Below are 17,402 nucleotides of genomic sequence, written 5' to 3'. Positions count from 1 at the left end.
TATTTAGCCTTTGGCTGCTAATTTAAATAAAGAGTAAAAGTTCTCTGTAGTCGCTTTTGCCAGCTCGTTAAAGCTAATTCCCTTTAATTCACTAATGTAATAAGCCACATCTTCTACATATGCTGGCTGATTAGTTTTTCCGCGATACGGTACTGGTGCTAAATATGGAGAGTCGGTTTCTATTAACAAGCGATCGAGCGGTATTTGTTTTACCACTTCTTTTAACTCTACGGCATTTTTGAAGGTAACAATGCCCGAAATCGAAATATAAAAGCCCATATCAATGGCTTTTTTAGCCATATCCCAATCTTCAGTAAAACAATGTAGTACACCACCACAATTTTCGGCGTTATGCTGTTTCATTAAATTAATGGTATCGCTACGAGCGTCACGAGTATGAATAATTAATGGCTTTTGTAGTTGATTTGCTACTTCTATATGACCTACAAAGCTTGCCTGTTGTACGGCATGCGTGTCTTTTGCGTAGTAGTAATCAAGTCCTGTTTCACCAATGGCGACGACTTTATCGTGCGACGCTAAATCGATTAATTGTTGCTTATTAAGCGCATCTTTTTGATCAAGTGGATGTACGCCACACGAAGCTGACACATCATCATAATGCTTAATTTTATCAAGCATATTCGGGAATTGATCAAGTGTTACGCTTACACATAAAAAGTGTTCAACCTTTTTTGCACGCGCTTTATCAAGCACTTGGTCAAGGTTTAAATCGAGCTTATCAAAATCAAGGCGGTCTAAATGGCAATGAGAATCTACAATCATGGTACTACTTTACATGGTATAAGTTGGATTACCGGAGTTTAACATAGTCCCCAGTAGTTTTTCGATCTTGGCGTTTAGGTTTGTTTTATCATCTAAAAAACTAATACCTATGCCAGGCGGGTTAGAGCTTTGCGCTCCTTGTGGTGTGATCCACGACACTTTCCCGGTCACAACGTCATCCTCTAACGCATCTGGAAGGGTAACTCGTAAAGCGAGTGAATGCCCTACTTCGTAACGCATATTAGTGCGTACAAATAAGCCGCCTTTTTTTAAATAAGGCATATAACAGCAATATAATTCATCTAAATCGTCTATATCTACTAATAGCTCTTGCATGCTCATTCCTTTAATTATTTCGCAGTACGGACGCTAATCTCGATACTGCTAGCGGTAAATTTAGCCCGAGTATTTTGGTATTATTTTGTAAAAACTCGTTTAGAGCATGTTGCACATTTTGATAAGCGTCAAAGCTCATGCCTTGCATAAGCTGTTGTTTTAATTGCTCGCTTAAAAACAACGTAAATATACGAATAAGCTCAGGCTGTTTATTTATTATTGCTATTAACTCAGTAAAATTATGACTTTGTTTAAACTCAGTTGCAAATTTATAAAGTGTATTTATATTTTTTAGCTGATTTTGCTCTTGCCAGTATTTAACTTGCAGTGGTTGGCTGTAAAACAGCGGCAACCAGGTGTAATTAGTTATTTCTAGCGATTCTAACCATTGCTGAGCAAGTGCTAAGTTTGTTACTTTTACATCCGTTTTTGCACAGCGACTTAAAACAGTGGCTGGCAATTGTGTAGCTTGACTGGTTGTGAGAATTAAAAACCGGCTTTGACTTGGCTCTTCTAGCGTTTTTAATAACGCATTTGCAGCAGCGGTAGTCATTTTTTCGCAGTTTTCGATAATAGCGACTTTATTACCATTTTGCGCTGCCGAATGATGCATAAAATCACTAATACCACGTATATCGTCTACGCCAATACTCTGCCCATCAACTTGCGTTAAGCGCTTATCAGGGTGAGTACCTGCCTTTATTAATAAACAACTTTTACACTGTCCACAAGCCGATAATACACTTTTTTTTGCCGCAACTTGCTCGGCTATATTGTTGCACAACAATGCATTTGCTAACTGGTTTGCAAAAGCAAACTTGCCAACACCAATAGGACCACTAAACAACTGCGCATGATGAAAGCGCTGTGCTTTAAAACTTTGTGTTAAGCGTTGCTCTATATCGTGTAGCCAAGGCAGTCTCATATTATTTTTGCTCTGCAAAAAATGTGCGTAATACATTCGTTATATCACGATGTACGTGCTCAATGCTTTGGTTTGCGTCAACAGTTTTAATGGAGTTGTCGTCATTAGCAAGTTCTAAATAACGCATCCGTGTACGCTGAAAAAACTCAATCGCTTCTTGTTCTATTCTATCTAATTCGCCTCGACCTTTAGCGCGTTCAAGGCCAATAACCGGATCAATATCTAAGTAAATGGTTAAATCGGGTTTTAGCCCTTTTAATACCATGGAAGAAAGTGATGCAAGTGTATTAGCACTAATACCACGCCCACCACCCTGATACGCCTGCGATGACAAGTCATGACGATCGGCAAGTACCCATTGCCCTTGCTCAAGTGCTGGGTTAATAACATTATGCATTAGCTGCGAGCGTGCAGCATACATAATTAATAACTCAGTTTCGAACGCTATTTCTTCGTCATGTTGTGCTTTTACTAATGTACGTAACGACTCAGCAAGCGGCGTACCACCGGGTTCACGCACATTAATAAAATCAATTTTTTTGCTGTTTAAAAACGACTGGCACAAAGCAATAGCGGTAGATTTACCGGCCCCTTCTAACCCTTCGATTACTATAAATTTAGGTTTCATAAAAAATTAGTTCTTTTTGTTTAATATATACGTTTTAACTGCCGCATTGTGTTGCTTCAATGTGGTTGAAAATTGATGACTGCCATCACCTTTTGAAACAAAGTAAACATACTCAGTTGTGGGTGGATTAACCGCGGCTAAAATAGCTGCCTTTGATGGCATGGCAATGGGTGTTGGCGGCAGGCCATTAATACGATAGGTGTTATAGGGCGTGTAGTTACGCAAGTCTTTGCGTTTAATATCGCCGTCAAAGCTCTCCCCAATGCCGTAAATTACGGTTGGATCTGTTTGTAGACGCATATTAGTATTTAGTCTGTTTACAAATGCAGAGGCGATTAATGGCCGCTCACTGGCAAGGCCCGTTTCTTTTTCAATAATGGAGGCCATTATCAGTGCTTCGTACGCTGTTTTATAGGGTAAATTTTGTGCACGCTGCTGCCAAGCAGTATCAAGGGTTTGCTGCATTTTTTGGGCGGCGCGTTTTAGCACACTGCTAATTGTGTCGTTATTATGATAGTGATAGGTTTCGGGAAATAACCAGCCTTCTAAGTGCATATCACTGCCAAGTATTTGCTGACTTAGTTGCTGCTCTTTTAAATCATTTTTTAAGTTATTGGCATTTTTAATAGCGGCTAATACTTCGCGCAGCGCTTGGCCTTCAATAATTGTAAAACTAAAGCTAACTTGTTGGCCATTATTTATTTTTTTTATATTGCTAATAACACTATCACTATTAAGTGCGTAAAGCCCCGTTTTTAAATCTGTGAGTGTTGGGTCTAGTTTAGCAAGTAATTGGTAACGCCAGCAGTTTTCTACCCAGTTATTGGCTTGCCATTGCTTACATAACTGATTAAAGCCAGTACCTTTTTTCACTTCAAATTGGGTGTTATTCGCTACTTTTAATGGGCTATGGAGCGTTGTTTGTAATTGCTGATAACCAAAAACACTGGTAATTATAGCTAATAATAATACCGATAAAGTAACTTTTAACACTTAGCCTCCTTGGCTAATAATTTATTTAATAATAACTGGCTATGCACAATATCAAAGCTACGCTGCTCAAGACGATTAATAGGCACTACGCCCATTAAGCTATTACAGATAAAAACCGCATCTGCTTCAAGCAAGTCTGCAATACTTACGCACTTAAAATCAACGGCTAATTTATCACATAATGATTGTAGATAAACCCCCTTTATCCCGCACTCATTAAGGCTTGGGGTAAATAATTTATTTTGCTTAATAGCAATAATATTTGCTGCAGAGGCTTCTATCACATTGTTGTTATAATCAAGTACAAGCACATCGTCACAAGGTTGCGTTTGCAGCGCTTTTTTTATTAATACTTGTTCAAGGCGGCTTAGTGTTTTGAGCCCTGCAAGCAAGGGTTGTGCGGCTAGTTTAATGGGGCTGATGTTAAGGCTTATACCCTCATTTGCCAGTCTGCTGTAATTTTGAGGATACTCTAAAACACTCAATAACACGGTTACATTACAGGTTTGCGGCAAACCATAACCGCGCCCTCCTTCGCCTCGCGTTATTACAATTTTAAGCACACACAACGTATGCTCCGCTATACTTTTAGCTATGTGAGCTTCAAGTTCAGCAATATCTACTAATGGAAAACCAAGTCGTGCAGCACATTCAATTAAACGTGCTTTATGATGTGACCAATGCTCTACTTGCCCATTTACTACTTTTGCAGTTGTAAAAAAGCCATCACCATAATTTAAGCCTCGATCGTACGCGCTTATAGTGCTGTTTTTAACTGTTGTAATAATAGTTTGTGTGTTTTTTTGTGTTTTTTGCATATAAAAAAAGCCCAGTTAAACAACTGAGCTCTTATAGTCTGGTCTGTTGTTAAAAAAGATTATACCTTTTTAAACAGTAACGAGCCATTAGTACCACCAAAGCCAAACGAGTTACATAGTGCAAACTCTAATTTTGCATCTCGGGCAGTGTGCGGTACATAGTCTAAATCGCACCCTTCATCTGGGTTATCAAGATTAATTGTTGGGGTAACTTTTTGATCGGTTAACGACAATATTGAAATAATCGACTCAACCGAACCAGCAGCACCTAATAAGTGACCCATCATAGATTTAGATGAACTCACCATTACGTCTTTTGCTGCACTGCCAAAAACACTTTTAACGGCCGAGGTTTCTGCTTTATCGCCTGCATGAGTCGATGTACCATGTGCGTTAATGTAACCAATTTGGTCCGCATTTACTTGCGCATCGTTTAGCGCATTTTCCATCGCTAATGCTGCGCCTGCACCATCTTCTGGTGGTGAAGTCATATGAAATGCATCACCACTCATACCAAAACCAACTAGTTCTGCGTAAATTTTTGCACCACGTGCTTTTGCGTGTTCGTATTCTTCAACAACCACAACACCCGCGCCATCTGATAATACAAAACCATCGCGGTCTTTATCCCAAGGACGCGAAGCCGCTTGTGGATCATCGTTGCGTGTTGAAAGTGCACGAGCAGCATTAAAGCCCCCCATACCAATTGGTGTACAGGCTTTTTCAGCACCGCCAGCTACCATAGCATCTGCATCGCCATACGCTATCATACGGGCAGCATGGCCAATATTATGCAAACCCGTAGTACAGGCTGTAACAATAGAAATATTAGGGCCACGTAGTCCATTCATTATTGATAAATGACCAGAAATCATATTAATAATGGTAGAAGGTACATAAAATGGGGATAACTTACGCGGTCCACTATTAAGTAGTTTTATATGGTTTTCTTCAATAAGCGTTAAACCACCAATACCTGAACCCACTGCTACGCCAATACGCGTCGCGTTTTGTTCAGTTACTTCAAGGCCTGAATCTTTAAATGCTTGGATCCCCGCGGCAATGCCGTATTGAATAAATAAATCCATTTTTTTAGCATCTTTTGCTGGCATATAAGCCGATGCATCAAAATCATTGATTAGACCCGCGAAATGCGTACCAAATTTTGATGTATCAAAGTGTGTGATAGTTTGAATACCACTTTTGCCATCTAATAAGCCCTGCCAGGTTGATTGCACATCATTACCTAGCGGCGTCAACATTCCTAAGCCAGTTACGACAACTCGACGTTTAGCCACGGTTTGCCTCCAATAAGGTGTTTTATAAGGGGATAATAATACCCAAGCAACTTCAAAGTACTCGTCCCAAATTAGATTTAAAACGCATAATACCAATAAAATCAGTGTAAATTAGATTGATGTTTAGCTTTGCTTTGAATCATATACTTTGAAGTGGTTTGGATATAGAGATTAAGGGCAGCGAATGCTGCCCTTAATATGCGATTAATTACTCAGCGTGAGCTGTAACGTAATCGATAGCAGATTGTACTGTAGTGATTTTTTCAGCTTCTTCATCAGGGATCTCAGTATCAAACTCTTCTTCAAGGGCCATTACTAATTCAACTGTATCAAGAGAATCTGCACCTAAGTCATCTACGAAAGAAGATTCATTCTTCACTTCTTCTTCTTTAACACCTAGTTGTTCGATGATAATTTTCTTTACGCGTTCTTGGATATCGCTCATTCTTCTTTCCTTTATTAAAAACGCCAATGCGTTATTTTCAGATTGCGGCGTAGTTTACGTCGCATAATTCTCTGATTCAATCTTTTGACCATAAATAATTGTCTGGTCAAACCTCTTGAGTGTACGTTTCGTCTTTTATCGCTTATTTTAACCACGATTTCAAGTATGTTTAAAGCAAGATTGCCAATAATTCAATCTTTTTTGGCAATTTAATTACTTATATTTAATTACTTTCTTTGCACATAGGCTATTAAACCATGTACATCGCACCATTTACATGCAAAGTTTCACCCGATACATACGCAGCCGCATCTGACGCTAAGTAACATACAGCAGCAGCAATTTCATCTGGTTGCCCTAAACGCCCTGCTGGTACATTTGCCAGTGTGGCTGCTTTTTGCTCATCCGTAAGACCATCGGTCATATCGGTTTGAATAAAACCAGGCGCAACTACGTTTACCGTAATACCACGCGACGCTACTTCGCGTGCTAGTGACTTAGAAAAGCCAATAACACCGGCTTTAGCCGCTGCATAGTTAGCTTGCCCAGCATTACCCATAGTGCCCACTACTGAGCCAATATTGATAATACGACCGTTCTTTTTCTTCATCATTGGGCGTAATACTGCCTTAGATAAACGGAATATAGAACTTAAGTTAGTGTCGATAATATCATCCCACTCACTTTCTTTCATGCGCATTAATAAATTATCGCGAGTGATGCCGGCATTATTAACCAATATGTCAACATCGCCAAAATCAGCTTTAATCGCCGCCAATGTCGCCTCAATAGATGCAGGATCAGTTACGTTTAACGCATAACCTTTGCCGCTTTCACCTAAATACTCGCTAATTTTAGCAGCGCCCGACTCACTGGTGGCCGTACCCGCTACTTTTGCGCCTTGGGCAACTAAAGTAGTTGCAATGGCTTTACCAATACCACGGCTAGCGCCCGTGATCAGGACAACTTTGCCCGCTAATGAAAATAAATTAGTCATATATTATACTCTTATTTTGCAGCATCAATTGAGGCACAGTCGTTAACTGAACCACAGATCATTGCTTTATCAATTCGTTTTGCAAGGCCAGTTAATACTTTGCCTGGGCCAAATTCGTAGCTTTGCGTTATACCTTGTGCAACTAATGCTTGTACTGTTTCAGTCCAGCGTACTGGGCTGTATAACTGGCGTACTAATGCGTCTTTAATTGCATCAGCTGACGTTTCAGCTTTTACATCAACATTATTAATAACAGCGCATTTAGGCGCGTTAAATGTTAACGCAGCTAAATCAATAGCTAGCTTTTCAGCGGCCGGCTTCATTAGCTCACAATGCGATGGTACGCTAACAGCAAGTGGCAATGCACGTTTTGCACCTGCATCTTTACACGCTTGAGAAGCGCGATCTACAGCCGCTTTATGGCCTGCAATAACAACTTGCCCAGGAGAATTATAATTTACCGGAGAAACCACTTCACCCTGCGCTGCAGCGGCGCAAGCCGCTTTGGTTTCATCGTCGCCTAAGCCAATAATAGCAGCCATTGAACCCACACCTGCAGGTACGGCTTCTTGCATATATAAACCACGGTTTTCTACTAGCTTTACCGCTTCACTCAAGCTTATTACTTCGCTACATACTAATGCTGAGTACTCACCTAAGCTGTGTCCAGCCATAACAACATCTGCATCTGGGTTAGCTGCTAACCAGTCACGGTAAATAGCAACACTGGCTGTTAATAATGCAGGTTGAGTGCGGTGAGTTTGATTTAGCTTTTCTTCTGGGCCATTAAGAACCAGTTCTGCTAGGTCATATCCTAACGCCGCTGACGCTTCGCTAAAAGTTGCTTTAACAATGTCTGAGCTTTGGAGTAACTCAGTTAACATGCCAACACTTTGTGAGCCTTGACCTGGAAATAGAATTGCAATTTGTTGTGCCATATTTTGCTCTTTTTAATTAAACAAATAAATAATGTTATAAACACGGCAACTCAATTACTACTCGTTCACCGTGTCTTTAGAATGTATTTTTTCAAAAATTGCGGCTATTTTGTCAGGAAGTTGGCGTTCAACCTCCTTTACCGCTTCATCAATTGCTGCTTGAAATGCTTTAGCTGAGGCATTTCCATGGCTTTTAACCACAATACCGCGCAATCCTACCAGACTTGCACCGTTATACTGGTCGGGGTTCACCCTTTTATAGAGTTTTTTTATTATAGGGCTCAGCATAAACGCCATGCATTTGTATACGAGGTGCTTTTCAAGCGCGGCGGTAAACTTATTCATTATAAGTTTTGCAATCCCTTCACAGGTTTTAAGCGCCACATTACCCACAAAGCCTTCGCATACAATAACATCGGCTTTTCCGGTAAATATATCGCTACCTTCACTGTAACCAATATAGTTGATTAAAGGGCTTTGCTGCATTAATTGTGCAGCTTGCTTAATATCTTCATGGCCTTTGATATCTTCAGAGCCAATATTTAATAAACTTACTTTGGGATTATCGCAGCCAAGTGCTTGTCCTGCGACTACCGACCCCATAATGCCAAATTGATATAAGGTTTGCGCATCGCAATGTACGTTAGCACCCAGATCGAGTAAATAAACAGGGTTTTTTCGCTCTGTAGGTACCGCAGAAATAAGTGCTGGACGTTTTACACCAGGAAGCATTTTTAACACGTAATGTGCCATAAAGAATAACGCGCCAGTATTACCTGAACTTACGCATGCTTGAGCCTCGCCCGATTTAACTAAGTTAAGGGCAACGCGCATAGATGAATCTTTTTTGGAGCGTACAGCAACACCGGGCTTACATGCATTTGTAACAACTTCGCTACAGTGGCGAATAATAAGTCGAGGGTGTGCTAGTGAATCGAGTGATTCGAGTTGTTTTGATATGACTTGCTCATTACCGCATAAAATTAGCGTTAAATTAGCATGAGCATTTACCGCGTTAACGGCAGCGGGGATAGATGAACGGGGGCCGTAATCGCCCCCCATCATATCTAACGCTATGGTTAGATTATTCAGCATAAAGAAATCTCTTATTTAGAAATTACTTGAACGCCTTTGTAGTAACCATCTGCAGTCACATGGTGGCGACGATGAGTCTCACCAGATGTTTGATCTACAGTTAAGCTTGGACCACTAATCGCATCGTGTGAACGGCGCATGCCGCGTCTTGCACGAGACTTTTTGCTTTTTTGTACAGCCATAGTCTTCTCCTAAGAATCTTTCTTAAGTTGTTTCAAAATATCAAATGGATTAGGTTTCTCATCTTCCGCCTTTAAAACACCAAAGCTGGCAGGCTTTGCTGAATAACTGCATGAAGCTTCGTTGTGGGTAGAGACTAATGGAACTGCTAAAATTAATTCGTCTTCAATTAAATTAAAAACGTTAATTTCACCATTTTCATCAAGCGCTACTTCATCGTAGTCTTCTGGAAAAATGTCTGATTCTGTTTCATCACCAACTGGTGAATAAACAAAATCTTGCACCAAATCCAACCCTAAATCACCATTACAACGTTGACAAGTGACAGTTACGTGTGTGGACAAATTGCCTCTAATCACAACAAAACCTTGGTCGTCGTTTTTGCAATGAATTTTTACCGCTATTTCACCTACTTCTTCCTGCACAACTTCTCGTAAACGAGTTAGTTTCTCAAGCGGTACAATGCCGTCATACTTTAAACGGTGTTGCGCTGCTTTGCCTGGATGAAGAGTGATGGGAATTTTCACCTTTTGCATAGGGGCTGCATCATATAGATAGTTAGTTGGTTAGTCAAAGTAAAAAACCATATTTACGTGGTTTTTCACGTGTTTTACTCACGGATCTGATTTATCCTAACTCAATCTGATTTTGGTTAGGAAAACAATCTATGAAGTACCCACTTATATTAGCCTCAAGCTCACCCTTTAGGCAGTCTTTATTACAAAAATTCAATCTACCATTCGATACATTTTCACCGAATGTTGACGAGTCAGCATTAAACAATGAAACCCCTGCACAACTAGTTAAGCGTTTAAGTGAATTAAAAGCCCGCGCAGCTAGTAAACACTTTAGTAAAGGCTTAGTGATTGGCTCAGATCAGGTTGCTGTATTTAAGGAGCAAATTTTAGGTAAACCTCATAATAAACACAATGCCGTAAAGCAGTTATCCCTTTTTAGCGGCCATAGTGTAACATTTTTAACTGGCCTGTGCGTTTACGATCTTACGTCTGGGGAGAGTAAAACCTGCATTGAACCATTTAATGTTACTTTCAAAACACTCACTGATGCGCAAATAAGTGCTTATTGCGATGCTGAGCAGCCCTATAATTGCGCAGGCAGTTTTAAAAGTGAAGGCCTAGGGATTTGTTTATTTGAAAAATTAACTGGAGACGATCCCAACAGTTTAATTGGTTTACCACTGATCAAACTCAGCCAATTATTAGCTGAGTTTGGCCTTGATGTGCTAAGTGCGCAATCAAATACCCCCCTTAGTTAATGCTCAGGCAGCAATAACTGTTGCAACTGCTGATAACTATCAACAGTTGCAATCGGGTTAAACTCGCTAAGTTGCTTTGCGTTATGTACACCCATAGTGACACCTATGCTATCCATACCCGCGGCTTGCGCCATTGCCATATCAATTTTTGTATCGCCAATCATAACCGCTTCATCGGCGCTTATGCCAAGCTCTGCTAATAATTGAAACAACATATCGGGCGATGGCTTAGAGCTTGCGTCATCACTACTACGCGTTGCACTAAAATAATGCCCTAACTCACTTTGATGTAATAAACGATCGAGTCCTGCGCGCCCTTTACCTGTTGCCACGGCTAAAATAATGCCACTGTGCTGTAGTGCTAATAGCACTTTTTCTACATCGGCAAATAATGGTGTAGCCGTAGTATCTGTTTGGTAATGCTGCTTATATCCACTAATTAACGCTTGGTGCTGCGCTCTATGCAGCGGAAATAATACCGCAATGGCTTTATCAAGCGACAAACCTATAATGCTTTTTGTTGCTTCATTGCTTGGCGGTTCTATATTTAACGCAACGGCACTGCTGCGAATACAATTAACTATTTTAGTTATTGAATCCATTACTGTGCCGTCCCAATCAAAAATAACCAGCTTGTACTTTTTGAGCGAACTGACTGCTATCACGTTTTATTAGCACGCAATTTAACTAAGCAATTAGCCAGTGCTTTATCAAGCGGTGCTTCTACGCGCATGGTTGTTTCGTTTTTAGGATGATAAAAAGTTAAGTCATGAGCATGTAAAAACAAACGATTTAACCCTGTTTTACGCATCGAATTATCAAACTCTTCATCGCCATATTTATCATCACACGCAATGGGATGCCCTTTGCATTGTGTATGCACACGTATTTGGTGAGTACGCCCGGTAACCGGTGACGCCTGCACTAACGAGCACTCGTTAAAGCGCTCAAGCACTTTAAAGCGGGTATGTGAGGGTTTACCTTCAGTGTTATCTACACGCACTACGCGCTCCCCAGACTTAAGCGTATTTTTACGCAGCCCTTCGGTAACATTTTTAGTTTTAGAGTCCCATTGGCCATCAACTAGCGCCCAATAGTTTTTTTCCATGGTTTTTTCACGTAACTGCTCATGTAAAGCAGTCAGTACTGAACGGCGCTTAGCAATTAATAAACACCCCGACGTATCGCGATCTAGTCTATGCACAAGCTCTAAACTGCGCTCTTCTGGGCGTAATACTCGCAGCGCTTCAATTAAACCATAACTTAAGCCACTACCACCATGTACCGCCATACCCGATGGTTTATTAATAACAATCAGGTATTTATCTTCAAATATAATATCATTTTCAAGGCGTGTTACTTTATCAAGTTTTGAAGGCACAAACTCTTCTCGTTCTGCCACCCTAATTGGCGCAATACGAAGAACATCTTCTAGCTGCAGTTTATATACCGGCTTAATGCGTTTTTTATTAACGCGCACCTCACCTTTACGCAAAAGTTTATAAATTGCGCTTTTAGGCACCCCTTTTAAATGGGTAATAAGAAAGTTATCAATTCGTTGACCTAAATGGTCTTCGTTGATCGTGACATAAGTTACTTGTAAGTCGTTTTTTTCTGACATTGCCTAATCACTAATTTAAGAAAAATAATTTAGTTGCTAACACAGTTATAATAGTGGGATAATCAGCAGCGCAAATATTTAGTATTTGCAAATAACAACGGTGCTTTTTAACGCAGTAATACATTCGTGATGCACATTCTGGGTAATTGATCATACAGATCCGAGTTAAGTTTTCCAAAGCTTTTATACATACCCAGTCAACACGTGCGATCAATTAGCGGCAATGCGCGTAATATATTGCCAGTTAAGTTTGAACATGAATTGATTTTTAATGCGATTGAAAAAGCAATGAACAGATAATTTGTCTGATAGTGACGACGTAAAAACGTCGTTCAGCACTTGCTCAATTGTAGTACCGTACAGCAGCTTATTTAGAACTAAAAAAATCTAATAAATAAGTCGTCATTAACATTGGCAGCGATTTTTGCTCACAAAAATGGATTTTAGTAGTACATCACATTGTATTACTCACTTACTTAACGAGCCCTATGCGCCTAAATATGAACGGCATTTAATAAGATTAGTATGACAGGCCAACTTCTGGGTAAACGTGTAACGTAGCTGAAAAGCCGACAGTTTTAGCCCTGCTATGAATTTAATAGTAATAAATACACTATTGTTTGCCTGCATTTAAAAATACTGCGTACGCAAAAAAACAGAGCCGTTCCATTAAAGACCCAGTCGTGAGGCTGCACATTCTAAAAATAGGAATAACTGAACAGACGTGAAAACAGCGTCATGTCAGCGACACAAACTAGTAGAGTAACAATATGAAACGTATGCTAATCAATGCAACGCAGCAAGAAGAAATGCGCGTAGCACTGGTTGACGGCCAGCGCCTATATGATTTAGATATAGAAAGCCCAGGTCACGAACAGAAAAAAGCCAATATTTATAAAGGCAAAATCACTCGCATTGAACCATCTCTTGAAGCAGCATTTGTTGAATACGGTGCTGATCGTCATGGTTTCCTTCCTTTAAAAGAAATTGCCCGTACTTACTTCCCAGCTGGGTATACTTTCCATGGCCGTCCGAATATTCGTGACGTGATCAAAGAAGGTCAAGAAGTTATAGTACAAGTTGATAAAGAAGAGCGTGGCCAAAAAGGCGCAGCACTTACTACCTTTATCAGCGTTGCCGGTAGCTACTTAGTTTTAATGCCTAATAATCCTCGTGCTGGCGGTATATCTCGTCGCATTGAAGGTGATGAGCGTACTGAACTAAAAGAGTCACTTAGTCGTTTAGAACTTCCTAAAGGTATGGGCTTAATTGTTCGTACTGCTGGTGTTGGCAAATCGTTTGAAGAATTAAACTACGATTTAAAAGCCTTACTTGTTCATTGGGAAGCAATTGGTGTTGCAGCCGACAGTGCTAAAGCGCCGTTTTTAATACACCAAGAAAGCAATGTAATATTTCGTGCAATTCGCGACTATTTACGTCGTGATATTGGCGAAATATTAATTGATAAACCACGTGTTTTTGAAGAAGCTAAAGCGCATATTGAACGTTTTCGCCCTGACTTTATGAGCCGTGTTAAGCTTTATCAAGGTGATACGCCATTATTTACGCATTACCAAATTGAAAGCCAAATTGAGTCTGCGTTCCAGCGTGAAGTACGCTTGCCTTCAGGTGGTTCAATTGTAATTGATCCTACAGAAGCATTAACCTCTATCGATATTAACTCGTCTAAAGCAACAAAAGGCGGCGATATTGAAGAAACAGCACTTAATACTAACTTAGAAGCAGCAGATGAAATTGCACGTCAATTACGTCTTCGCGACTTAGGTGGCTTAATTGTTATCGATTTTATCGATATGACACCACCACGCCATCAGCGTGAAGTAGAAAACCGTCTAAAAGACGCTGTTCGTCCTGATCGTGCTCGTGTGCAAATTGGTAAAATTTCACGTTTTGGTTTACTCGAAATGTCGCGTCAGCGTCTGCGCCCTTCATTAGGTGAAGCAAGCCAAGGCCCATGTCCACGTTGTAGTGGTCAAGGTACGATTCGTTCTAACGAATCAATTGCACTGTCTATTTTGCGTTTAATTGAAGAAGAAGCAATTAAAGACAACACTGCACAAGTTAATGCTCAAGTGCCTGTTGCTGTTGCCGCTTATTTATTAAATGAACAGCGCCGTAGTGTTCATCGCATGGAAAAACAACATAAGTGCGACATAGTGATCATTCCTAATCAACACATGGAAACACCACATTACGAAGTAATGCGCTTACGTAAAGACGAAACGATTGAAACAGTAAGCTATGGACAAATTGTTGCTCCAGAGCCTGAAGCATTTGAAATGTCTAAGTCGCCTGTCGCACCAGCACGTGAAGAGCCAATGTTAAAAGGCGTTGTAATGCCTGCAACACCAGCTCCACAAGCGGCTCCTGCTAACGTTGTTGCCCCTGCTGAAACTAAAGCGCAAAGTGGTTTACTGGATGCAATTGGTAAGTGGTTTAAATCTTTATTCGCCAGCGAAACCGTTGAAGTGAAAAAAGAAGAAACACAAAAACAGCAACAAGAAACGCGCGATAATACGCGTAATAACGATAATCGTCGCCGTAATAACAACAATCAGCGTCGCCGTAATAACCCTCGTTCTAAGCCACGCACTGAGCGTACTGCGGATGAAGAGGTTAAAACTAACTCTGTATCAACACCTGAAGCAGCAACGCAAACTAACGAGAACCAAGAGAGAGGCGAGAATCGCAATAAGCGTCGTCGCAATCCTAATTCACGTAAGCGCCCAGAGCCACGCACTGAAGATAAAGATGCAGTAAAAGTTGATGCACCTGCAAAAGCAGAAGCTGAAACTAAGCCAGTTCAAGCCGAAGAGCCAAAGGATCAAAAACCAAAGGTTCGTCGCCAGCGTCGTAATTTGCGTAAAAAAGTACGCCTGCAAGATGAAAATGCTGAGCAAGTACAAACAACAGATGAAACACCTGTACAAGCTACAGAAAAAGAAACACCAGTAGCCCAAGAGCAAGCACCTGTTGTAGAAAAGCAAACTCAAACAGCGGCAGAAAAAACAGCTCATATTAAAGAAGAGAAAGTTGAAGATGTTGATTCTAACGATGAAACACCTACAACCGAAGACGAGCAAGAGCAAACTCGTACACGTTCACGTCGCTCACCTCGTCATCTTCGTGCATCAGGTCAGCGCCGTCGTCGCCCTGAAGGTGAAGGCAATGAAGCTAAGTCAGATGAAGCACCGGCATTTGTTCCTGTTGCCGACCAGGCTGCTGCAGAGTATGAAGCAGAGCTTAAAGCTAAATCTGCAGCTACACCTGCGGATGCAGCGCAACAAGTTGAACAAGCCGTTGCGGTTGAAGACTTAGCCAAAGTTGAAGCTGTAGAAGAGCCAGTACAAACTGAAGAACCAGCTAAATTTGAAACTCCAGTTGTAACTGAAGAGCCAGCTAAGGTTGAAACTCCAGTAGCAGCTGAAGAGCCAGCTAAAGTTGAAACGCCAGTAGTAGCTGAAGAGCCAGCTAAAGTTGAAACGCCAGTGGTAACTGAAGAGCCAGCTAAAGTTGAAACTCCAGTGGTAACTGAAGAGCCAACTAAAGTTGAAGCGCCAGTGGTAACTGAAGAGCCAGCTAAAGTTGAAACTCCAGTAGTAACTGAAGAGCCAGCTAAAGTTGAAACTTCAGTGGTAACTGAAGAGCCAGCTAAAGTTGAAACTCCAGTAGTAACTGCAGCACCACATGTTAAAACAGCGATAGCTCAAGGGTCAGCAAGTGCGCCAATGGCACAGCCTACCCCTGTAGCTGATAGCGAAGTAAAACATACATCTGTTGCTATGGCTCACGATAAACGTGAACTAGTGCCAGACAGTGGTTTGCGTGCGGGTTCAATCAAACCTGCTGGTCGTGCAAGTTCTACAATGACTAAAACAATGAGTGTTGATTAACAATACTCATTAAAAAGCCCCGCTAGTTAATTATTAACTAGCGGGGCTTTTTTGTACCTGTAACTTTAGATCAATCGCATTAGTCTTGTTCTTTTTCCATGAAGCGTTGTAACTGATCTTTTAAGTTTGGCGGAATGCCTTTGATCACTAAGGTATCGGTTGCTTCATTATAAGTAACACGTTCACCTAAGTGTTTACGCTCAAAGCTCACACTTACACCGCCACCTAAACCGGAGAACTTAACCATACTTGCCACTGTTTTTTTATCAACGGGGAATGACTCTTCTAAATCGTAACTTTGCTCTTTGCAAAAGCTGTCAAACGGACTGTCATCGCCTTTTGTAAGTGTTGCCGAAAGCTCACTTACGTTGGCATCTTCACCTGTCGTTACACAATCATTACAGTAATCAAATACTTGTTTACGTAAATCGTCTTTTTCTGATTTATCAAATTGTTGCTCTGATAAGTAATCCTCTACAGCACTGAGCATTACTTGGCTTTGTTGTTTAGGATCAATACCTTCTTCACAGCCTAAAAAGTCTAAGAAGAAATCGGCAACTTTGCGCCCTGCGCGGCCTTTAATAAATGAAATATAACGATTGTCTTGCGCTTGGGTGTCCCAAGCGGTTAAATCGATTCGTGCCGCTAATTGCATACGCGAAATATCTAAATGACGTGACGATGCTAAATCAAGCTCAGAGGTAATTGAGTAATGCTCTTTAATATTAATCATCGCAATCAGCATGTAGTCTGTAGCCACATACTGATAGTGACAAAACACTAAATAACCGGTTTCATTAAATGCGTATTTATCAAGCTCCTCTTTTAACACACTCGATGCTTGATCTGTCATATGCCAAAAGCCAAGTTCGTTGTTACGGTAACTTTGCATTGCCGATGCAACTACGCTGTTTTTATCGCCACTAAAAGCGCAAAAGCCTTTACCTGGCTTACCATTATATGCATGATGCAATTGCTCAATAAACACAGCTACTTTATCGTTGATTAGCATTTCATCATTACGTAAATGGATTTGAGTATCGCCGTCTTTTTTGTCTACATAATGAACGACTAGTTTTTTAACGTCTGTTGCCATCTTTGTTTTTCACGCCTCTGGTGTTAAAATGTGAGAATATAACTATTAAATTGAACCAA

Annotated in this window: 18 protein-coding genes; 2 read left to right on the top strand and 16 right to left on the bottom strand. The window is 40.7% G+C overall.

Features of this window, described 5'->3' with window-relative positions; all coding sequences use genetic code 11:
- Window positions 1-3 precede the first annotated feature (3 nt).
- The 13 genes from H5079_RS02960 to yceD form a co-directional block, all read right to left on the bottom strand.
- Window positions 4-783: a TatD family hydrolase gene (locus H5079_RS02960; RefSeq protein WP_011328476.1), complete on the bottom strand. Its 780-nt coding sequence runs from the start codon at window positions 781-783 to the stop codon at window positions 4-6.
- A gap of 9 nt (window positions 784-792) precedes the next feature.
- Window positions 793-1,119, bottom strand: coding sequence for a PilZ domain-containing protein (locus tag H5079_RS02955; protein ID WP_011328477.1), 327 nt, complete (start codon window positions 1,117-1,119; stop codon window positions 793-795).
- A 10-nt stretch (window positions 1,120-1,129) separates the two neighbouring features.
- The gene (locus H5079_RS02950; RefSeq protein WP_182683387.1) at window positions 1,130-2,044 is read right to left on the bottom strand and encodes an AAA family ATPase; all 915 of its coding nucleotides are present in this window, start codon (window positions 2,042-2,044) and stop codon (window positions 1,130-1,132) included.
- Window position 2,045: 1 nt separating this feature from the next.
- Window positions 2,046-2,672 (bottom strand): dTMP kinase, encoded by a 627-nt coding sequence (gene tmk, locus H5079_RS02945; protein WP_011328479.1) that lies wholly within the window; start codon window positions 2,670-2,672, stop codon window positions 2,046-2,048.
- A 6-nt stretch (window positions 2,673-2,678) separates the two neighbouring features.
- Window positions 2,679-3,665 carry an endolytic transglycosylase MltG gene (gene mltG / locus H5079_RS02940; RefSeq protein ID WP_182683386.1) on the bottom strand — a complete coding sequence of 329 codons (987 nt, stop codon included), beginning with the start codon at window positions 3,663-3,665 and terminating at the stop codon, window positions 2,679-2,681.
- Window positions 3,659-4,483: an aminodeoxychorismate lyase gene (pabC, locus tag H5079_RS02935; protein WP_182683385.1), complete on the bottom strand. Its 825-nt coding sequence runs from the start codon at window positions 4,481-4,483 to the stop codon at window positions 3,659-3,661. The genes mltG and pabC overlap by 7 nt, the downstream gene beginning before the upstream one ends.
- Before the next feature lie 59 nt (window positions 4,484-4,542).
- A complete protein-coding gene (gene fabF, locus H5079_RS02930) occupies window positions 4,543-5,781 on the bottom strand; it encodes a beta-ketoacyl-ACP synthase II (RefSeq protein ID WP_011328482.1) in 1,239 nt (412 codons plus the stop codon).
- Window positions 5,782-5,989: 208 nt separating this feature from the next.
- Window positions 5,990-6,226, bottom strand: a complete 237-nt coding sequence (acpP, locus tag H5079_RS02925) for an acyl carrier protein (RefSeq protein WP_006792304.1) — start codon at window positions 6,224-6,226, stop codon at window positions 5,990-5,992.
- Window positions 6,227-6,476: 250 nt separating this feature from the next.
- Window positions 6,477-7,223, bottom strand: a complete 747-nt coding sequence (fabG, locus tag H5079_RS02920; RefSeq protein WP_086994963.1) for a 3-oxoacyl-ACP reductase FabG — start codon at window positions 7,221-7,223, stop codon at window positions 6,477-6,479.
- 11 nt (window positions 7,224-7,234) lie between these two features.
- Window positions 7,235-8,161, bottom strand: coding sequence for an ACP S-malonyltransferase (gene fabD, locus H5079_RS02915; protein WP_011328484.1), 927 nt, complete (start codon window positions 8,159-8,161; stop codon window positions 7,235-7,237).
- A gap of 57 nt (window positions 8,162-8,218) precedes the next feature.
- Window positions 8,219-9,256, bottom strand: coding sequence for a phosphate acyltransferase PlsX (plsX, locus tag H5079_RS02910; protein WP_011328485.1), 1,038 nt, complete (start codon window positions 9,254-9,256; stop codon window positions 8,219-8,221).
- An 11-nt stretch (window positions 9,257-9,267) separates the two neighbouring features.
- Window positions 9,268-9,438, bottom strand: coding sequence for a 50S ribosomal protein L32 (gene rpmF, locus H5079_RS02905; protein WP_011328486.1), 171 nt, complete (start codon window positions 9,436-9,438; stop codon window positions 9,268-9,270).
- Between the two features lie 9 nt (window positions 9,439-9,447).
- On the bottom strand, window positions 9,448-9,972 hold the full coding sequence (yceD, locus tag H5079_RS02900) for a 23S rRNA accumulation protein YceD (protein ID WP_011328487.1): 525 nt from the start codon (window positions 9,970-9,972) through the stop codon (window positions 9,448-9,450).
- A 131-nt stretch (window positions 9,973-10,103) separates the two neighbouring features.
- Between yceD and H5079_RS02895 the strand changes: the two genes are divergently transcribed.
- Window positions 10,104-10,712 carry a nucleoside triphosphate pyrophosphatase gene (locus H5079_RS02895; protein ID WP_182683384.1) on the top strand — a complete coding sequence of 203 codons (609 nt, stop codon included), beginning with the start codon at window positions 10,104-10,106 and terminating at the stop codon, window positions 10,710-10,712.
- Here the strand turns inward: H5079_RS02895 and H5079_RS02890 are convergent.
- Both H5079_RS02890 and rluC read right to left on the bottom strand, forming a co-directional pair.
- On the bottom strand, window positions 10,709-11,377 hold the full coding sequence (locus H5079_RS02890) for an HAD-IA family hydrolase (RefSeq protein WP_182683383.1): 669 nt from the start codon (window positions 11,375-11,377) through the stop codon (window positions 10,709-10,711). The genes H5079_RS02895 and H5079_RS02890 overlap by 4 nt on opposite strands.
- Window positions 11,374-12,333 (bottom strand): 23S rRNA pseudouridine(955/2504/2580) synthase RluC, encoded by a 960-nt coding sequence (rluC, locus tag H5079_RS02885; RefSeq protein ID WP_011328490.1) that lies wholly within the window; start codon window positions 12,331-12,333, stop codon window positions 11,374-11,376. Before rluC ends, H5079_RS02890 begins: the two co-directional genes overlap by 4 nt.
- Before the next feature lie 770 nt (window positions 12,334-13,103).
- Here rluC and rne point away from each other — a divergent pair.
- The gene (gene rne / locus H5079_RS02880; protein ID WP_182683382.1) at window positions 13,104-16,247 is read left to right on the top strand and encodes a ribonuclease E; all 3,144 of its coding nucleotides are present in this window, start codon (window positions 13,104-13,106) and stop codon (window positions 16,245-16,247) included.
- Window positions 16,248-16,326: 79 nt separating this feature from the next.
- Here the strand turns inward: rne and yejK are convergent, their stop codons facing one another.
- A complete protein-coding gene (gene yejK / locus H5079_RS02875; RefSeq protein WP_011328492.1) occupies window positions 16,327-17,343 on the bottom strand; it encodes a nucleoid-associated protein YejK in 1,017 nt (338 codons plus the stop codon).
- Between the last annotated feature and the right edge of the window lie 59 nt (window positions 17,344-17,402).

The organism is Pseudoalteromonas sp. SG44-5, from assembly GCF_014164175.1.
Taxonomy (GTDB): Bacteria; Pseudomonadota; Gammaproteobacteria; order Enterobacterales; family Alteromonadaceae; genus Pseudoalteromonas; species Pseudoalteromonas nigrifaciens.
This window is presented reverse-complemented; position numbering and strand designations above follow the sequence as displayed.

Excerpts from the sequence above, each read along its gene's own strand:
- H5079_RS02960 (WP_011328476.1), bottom strand. The coding sequence starts at position 783 with ATGATTGTAGATTCTCATTGCCATTTAGACCGCCTTGATTTTGATAAG.
- H5079_RS02955 (WP_011328477.1), bottom strand. The coding sequence starts at position 1,119 with ATGCAAGAGCTATTAGTAGATATAGACGATTTAGATGAATTATATTGC.
- H5079_RS02950 (WP_182683387.1), bottom strand. The coding sequence starts at position 2,044 with ATGAGACTGCCTTGGCTACACGATATAGAGCAACGCTTAACACAAAGT.
- tmk (WP_011328479.1), bottom strand. The coding sequence starts at position 2,672 with ATGAAACCTAAATTTATAGTAATCGAAGGGTTAGAAGGGGCCGGTAAA.
- pabC (WP_182683385.1), bottom strand. The coding sequence starts at position 4,483 with ATGCAAAAAACACAAAAAAACACACAAACTATTATTACAACAGTTAAA.
- acpP (WP_006792304.1), bottom strand. The coding sequence starts at position 6,226 with ATGAGCGATATCCAAGAACGCGTAAAGAAAATTATCATCGAACAACTA.
- fabG (WP_086994963.1), bottom strand. The coding sequence starts at position 7,223 with ATGACTAATTTATTTTCATTAGCGGGCAAAGTTGTCCTGATCACGGGC.
- fabD (WP_011328484.1), bottom strand. The coding sequence starts at position 8,161 with ATGGCACAACAAATTGCAATTCTATTTCCAGGTCAAGGCTCACAAAGT.
- plsX (WP_011328485.1), bottom strand. The coding sequence starts at position 9,256 with ATGCTGAATAATCTAACCATAGCGTTAGATATGATGGGGGGCGATTAC.
- rpmF (WP_011328486.1), bottom strand. The coding sequence starts at position 9,438 with ATGGCTGTACAAAAAAGCAAAAAGTCTCGTGCAAGACGCGGCATGCGC.
- yceD (WP_011328487.1), bottom strand. The coding sequence starts at position 9,972 with ATGCAAAAGGTGAAAATTCCCATCACTCTTCATCCAGGCAAAGCAGCG.
- H5079_RS02895 (WP_182683384.1), top strand. The coding sequence starts at position 10,104 with ATGAAGTACCCACTTATATTAGCCTCAAGCTCACCCTTTAGGCAGTCT.
- rluC (WP_011328490.1), bottom strand. The coding sequence starts at position 12,333 with ATGTCAGAAAAAAACGACTTACAAGTAACTTATGTCACGATCAACGAA.
- rne (WP_182683382.1), top strand. The coding sequence starts at position 13,104 with ATGAAACGTATGCTAATCAATGCAACGCAGCAAGAAGAAATGCGCGTA.
- yejK (WP_011328492.1), bottom strand. The coding sequence starts at position 17,343 with ATGGCAACAGACGTTAAAAAACTAGTCGTTCATTATGTAGACAAAAAA.